Raw genomic sequence first — 4,625 nt, forward strand, 5'->3', positions numbered from 1 at the left:
GTGCATATATCTAGGTTACGCGCCGAGATTGAAACCGACCCTAAACAGCCTCGTCGTGTTATTACTGTGCGCGGTGTTGGCTACTTGTTTGCACGGTCGCAGGTGTGATGCAGTTATGATTAACAGCCGTCTGTACCTACAAATCTGCTTCATCGTTTTTTCAAGCTTATTGGGATTCGCTCTGGTCGCCACGATTGCTTGGACGATCATTGGTCAAGATCAGTATGACGAGCAGCTATTTGTCAAAACCGCTGCCCTTAGTGAACTTCTTGTGCCCAGTGCCACCGAACCAGACGATGTGCAGCAAGCAGCCATCGATAAAATTGGCAACTACCTCGATATTGATCTATCCCTCTACAGCAGCGAAAAGCTGTTGATTGCGTCAGTCGGTACAGTAACGCCATTGGATGACGTACCGTTGGCCGAGGGCGCGTGGCGAGAAACAGAAGGTGGCACGCGGTGGGCAACTAAATTAACAGACGGCCGCCAGCTCGTTATCAACGTTAACCGGATCGCATTGCCCGGTGAATCCGCCGTGTTTGTGATATTTCTGATCATTTCCGCGCTTGGTATCGCAGCAATCATGTACCCGTTCATTCGAAATTTGACGGGAAGAATAGAGCGGCTTCAACTCGCTGTCAGACAAATAGGCTTCGGCGATCTCAGCGCTCGTGTCGAGCCAGAAGGCAGCGACGAGGTCGCCGCCCTTGCTGGTAGCTTTAACTCTACCGCCGAACGCATCGAAGCATTGGTCAATGCTCAAAAGCTGCTACTCGCCAACGCATCTCACGAACTGCGCACACCTCTCACACGCATTCGTCTTGGTATTGAAATGATCAAAACCGTAGAAGATGAACCCCGACAATTAGCATTGGCACAAGATGTCGAAGAACTACGAGTATTGATCGACGAGCTAGTTTTGATGACCCGCATCGATGCCGGTGTCGTACAACAGGATTTTGAGGTGTTCGACTTAATGGGTGTCGTCGCAGAAGAGTGCGCTCGTTACTCAAATTGCGATGTTCAGGGGTCGCCTGTGAGCATGTTCGGGGATGCACGAATGATCCAGCACCTTACCCGAAACTTGGTAGATAACGCGTTTAAGTACGGCGGCGCACCTGTTGCGGTAGACGTTCAAGTTAATACTGAGTATGTAAATCTGATCGTCAGCGATGGCGGCGACGGTATCCCAGAAGCAGATCAAGCAAGCATGTTTGAGCCTTTTCAACGTGGCCGCGGCAAACAGAATATCTCCGGTAGTGGTCTGGGGTTGTCGTTGGTGCAGAAGATCACTGATGCCCACCGAGGCACAATAGACCTGTCCTCTGGCTCGTCATCAACGGTTACGATTAGATTGCCGCTTGATCTAAGGACGTAATCGACCATCTGCGATGGTTACTACGTTATCAAGATTTTTCTTGTGTAATACCCGTTTAGGTTGTTATAAATAAAGGATAACAAGAGAAAGAAATACAATGACTAGCGCAGTTATTGAACATATTGAACCAGAAGAAAAACAAGGCTTTTTATCTAAGCTATTTAACAAAATAACCGCCCCTGTTCGGGATTGGCTCAACGATATTACAGACCAGTATGAAGACGCTAAAATACGTGTTGAAACTGGCGTAACGCCTAATAGAGAATTTAGCAGCGCGGAACTAGACGAACAACGCTTTAAGCACATTGTAAAAAATGTTTATATGCGTGATGTTGTCGAAAGTAGTCCAGAAGGTTTACGCGCCTCTATTGAGCAATTCCATAAAGACAATGGCGGCGGCTTTGATGTTGAAGAGGTCGCAAGATACGCAGAAACAATCCCCTAAATAAGCGCGAGGCCATGACCCCCTATTTTTGAAAAATTCAGAAACGCAAGCTGATATTGACTATAGAAATGACGTAGTAGAGCGAGAAACTAGGCATACTAACCAAGTTAATAAATGGGATGAATTAAACGATACTGTAGGCGGCGATTTATTCGATAATGACGCAAAAATATCTATAATGCGAAAACATGATAATGATGATGGAGGAAGCTGGGAAGATTTCAGAGAAAAAGTTATCAATGACATAAAGAGATTAGATGATAGCTCATTAGAAACACACAATTTAGATATATAAAAAAAGCCCCTTAATTGGGGCTTTAATCTTATTCGCTGTTAGTGTGATTTTCACTTACCGGTTCGCTCCCCAGGCGAATGACAATACAATTAAAATAACCTCTTAGGAGAAATTAAGAGGTTGGAAAAATCACACTATATTAAAAATCATGTTTCCTACACCATTAAAAAACCCCACTGCAATACCAGCTCGTTTGATGCCGCTAACGATCATTGCTTTTTCTCCCATAACATCCGTCGAAGCACGCCATCTTTAATCCAAAATTGATGTACCAATGCCGCGCCGATATGGCCAATAATCAGCCCTGCGAAGGTGTGCATCGCTTGGGCATGAATGAAACGTTTAAGGTCAAAATTGTCGTGGCCAAAAAAGGAAAATGTATCTTGTAGATCGATCACCCCAAGAACGACCACCGGCACGTCATGGGCTACCGCTGTCATGAGGCCAGTAACAGGTACAACGATCATCAAAATGTAAAGTGTGGAATGGATGACCTTCGCAGCGATCACTTGTGGCCGTGATAATGTCGCTGGTAACTCTGGCGGCGGGTGTGATGTGCGCCATAGATAGCGAAGGCCGCAAAGCGAGGCGACTAAAAAGCCCCCTAGCGCGTGATACGAAAGCGCCGCCGACAATGCCTCACCTTCGTAATTATCTAGCGACCAGCCGTAAAACAACATGGCGACCACCAAAGCCGCCACAATCCAGTGCAGCCATTTAGCAACCGAGGTGTACGCCGTTGCCCGCGCTGTATGTTCACCTTTTAGCATTGTCGCCGCCTATCATCGTTGGGGCGCTCACCAAGATCGCATTATCATACGGTTGGAGAAGCCGCACGACCACATCAAAATGCAGCACACCGAATATCGCAAACATGTAGAAACCACTCAAACCGCTCGCTGGATCGAGCAGCACCCACGGTTCATTAACAATGCGGTCGATACCGATTAGGTATGCACCAAGAAAACCCACTTGTATGTACAAACTCAATACCCGCGAAAAAAGCGACGAACGATTGGTGCGCATAAGATAGATATAGGCCAATGACACACTGGCGATGTAAAAGTGCAAGTAGCTCACATAAGGGATAAACCAATGTGCCTCAGTGTAGTCCATCTCTTCCAAAATCATGGTCTTGAATGCTACCGCGATAACGCCGGTGAAGAAAAAACACATCATGAAATACAGTGACAAAATGACGTAGCGATATCGCTGACGAAGTGGCGAATCGAATGTGCCATTGGCCATCATTAGACGATAGGTACGCCTGAAAATGAAAATGGCGAGTATCGTCATCAGTGGTAGATACACATAGGCTTCAAAGAAGCCGGTCGAGCGTACCGCGAGCAAAAACGGTGCGATTATCTCGCCCAATGCATTGGTATAAGTTACGGTTTCAGCAGTCATGGCAGTTCACCTCTCTCGTTAATATTGGTTGGTTAAAACTGGTAACTGAACATGAGGCCACCTATGGCTTGAGCGTCACTACCGCGCTGTGTAATTAGCGAAGAATCGGCAACCTCATCGCCGAGCATGTCGTAGCCAGCAAAGCCAATCAGGGTGATTCGATCATTGAGCGGTAAGACCACCGAGCCATGCAGTCCATAGGAAACCAATCCCGCATCAGCTTGATACGTGGAAAGTCCTGAGCGCGAGGCTTGCACTGTGGTGATACCAAAATAGGTCTGATTGTAGTTTTTATCGCCATAAACGACTTCTGGCCCTACCGCAAAAAAGGCGGGTTTCGAGAACATCTGGAATTGTCCGGTAAATTTGATCTCAGCTTCTGCAATCAAACCCTCATGACCGCCGGACAGCCCTTGGCGTACTTCCAGTTTTGATCGAATCCGACTAGCTTCATATTCGATATATGCACCAACCTCAGCCGAACCGTCAATATCACCCAGCCCCAGCAGATCATTTACGTCATCACCAGATATACGCAATGGATTATCACCATCCTCATCGCGGCCAAAATCGTATTTAACAATCCCGCCAGCCTTCCAGTTATCTGTTGCCACAAAGTTATAGCCGACACCGCCTAACAGTGATGCAAAAAATCGATCCCCGTAAGTCACGCGCACATCGGGGAGAATGTTCAGTTGGTTTTCGTCATCCCCGACATAGGTAGGGGCGCTGACGACTCCAAGCGTGGTCGAAATACTCCACTGGTCTTCGGTCTTAGATTCTTCTGCGAAAGCAATCTGTGTGCTGAATAAGAGTACCCCAAGGCTTAGTAAAGTAATGCGTTTTGCAATCATGATCTTTCTCACTTAATAGTGTTTGTGTGGCCGCACATCGCGGTATTGGCAGTTGCCCCACTTGTCTATAGTCATAAAAACACGACTGCATTGCTCTGATTTTTCTGCGACGTAAAGTAATGTAAAGCTAGAGAGTTTTAAAAAATGTGGCATAATATGGGCATGCCTGTGACCAAAACGACTGACAACATTTTGCTAATCGACGACGATGAACGTCTCGCAGCAATGATCAAAGAGTATCTTGAG

7 protein-coding genes are annotated in these 4,625 nt (G+C 46.7%); 4 read left to right on the plus strand and 3 right to left on the minus strand.

The window, feature by feature from the left end; all coding sequences use genetic code 11:
* The 4 genes from AAEY99_RS20955 to AAEY99_RS20970 all read left to right on the plus strand — a co-directional run bounded on the left by AAEY99_RS20955 (position 1) and on the right by AAEY99_RS20970 (position 2,118).
* Positions 1 to 108 carry a winged helix-turn-helix domain-containing protein gene (locus AAEY99_RS20955; protein ID WP_502959371.1) on the plus strand — a complete coding sequence of 36 codons (108 nt, stop codon included), beginning with the start codon at positions 1 to 3 and terminating at the stop codon, positions 106 to 108.
* Between the two features lie 7 nt (positions 109 to 115).
* Positions 116 to 1,378, plus strand: a complete 1,263-nt coding sequence (locus tag AAEY99_RS20960; RefSeq protein ID WP_182745428.1) for a sensor histidine kinase — start codon at positions 116 to 118, stop codon at positions 1,376 to 1,378.
* A 97-nt stretch (positions 1,379 to 1,475) separates the two neighbouring features.
* Complete coding sequence (locus AAEY99_RS20965) at positions 1,476 to 1,823, plus strand: hypothetical protein (protein WP_351011903.1); 348 nt, start codon at positions 1,476 to 1,478, stop codon at positions 1,821 to 1,823.
* A 28-nt stretch (positions 1,824 to 1,851) separates the two neighbouring features.
* Positions 1,852 to 2,118: a hypothetical protein gene (locus tag AAEY99_RS20970; RefSeq protein WP_351011905.1), complete on the plus strand. Its 267-nt coding sequence runs from the start codon at positions 1,852 to 1,854 to the stop codon at positions 2,116 to 2,118.
* A gap of 209 nt (positions 2,119 to 2,327) precedes the next feature.
* On the opposite strand, the gene AAEY99_RS20975 is transcribed toward AAEY99_RS20970, so the two are convergent.
* From AAEY99_RS20975 to AAEY99_RS20985, 3 genes are read right to left on the minus strand one after another with little or no spacing between them, the layout of a single operon-like run.
* A complete protein-coding gene (locus tag AAEY99_RS20975; RefSeq protein WP_351011907.1) occupies positions 2,328 to 2,888 on the minus strand; it encodes a cytochrome b in 561 nt (186 codons plus the stop codon).
* On the minus strand, positions 2,875 to 3,525 hold the full coding sequence (locus tag AAEY99_RS20980; RefSeq protein WP_351011909.1) for a hypothetical protein: 651 nt from the start codon (positions 3,523 to 3,525) through the stop codon (positions 2,875 to 2,877). The genes AAEY99_RS20975 and AAEY99_RS20980 overlap by 14 nt, the downstream gene beginning before the upstream one ends.
* 32 nt (positions 3,526 to 3,557) lie before the next feature.
* Positions 3,558 to 4,379 (minus strand): MipA/OmpV family protein, encoded by an 822-nt coding sequence (locus AAEY99_RS20985; RefSeq protein ID WP_182745418.1) that lies wholly within the window; start codon positions 4,377 to 4,379, stop codon positions 3,558 to 3,560.
* Positions 4,380 to 4,625 lie beyond the last annotated feature (246 nt).

Source organism: Shewanella sp. S1-58-MNA-CIBAN-0166, from assembly GCF_040310085.1.
Lineage (GTDB): Bacteria > Pseudomonadota > Gammaproteobacteria > Enterobacterales > Shewanellaceae > Shewanella.

What these genes read in the sequence shown, in the direction of transcription:
- AAEY99_RS20960 (WP_182745428.1), top strand. Translation starts at nt 116, where the DNA reads ATGATTAACAGCCGTCTGTACCTACAAATCTGCTTCATCGTTTTTTCA.
- AAEY99_RS20965 (WP_351011903.1), top strand. Translation starts at nt 1,476, where the DNA reads ATGACTAGCGCAGTTATTGAACATATTGAACCAGAAGAAAAACAAGGC.
- AAEY99_RS20975 (WP_351011907.1), bottom strand. Translation starts at nt 2,888, where the DNA reads ATGCTAAAAGGTGAACATACAGCGCGGGCAACGGCGTACACCTCGGTT.
- AAEY99_RS20980 (WP_351011909.1), bottom strand. Translation starts at nt 3,525, where the DNA reads ATGACTGCTGAAACCGTAACTTATACCAATGCATTGGGCGAGATAATC.
- AAEY99_RS20985 (WP_182745418.1), bottom strand. Translation starts at nt 4,379, where the DNA reads ATGATTGCAAAACGCATTACTTTACTAAGCCTTGGGGTACTCTTATTC.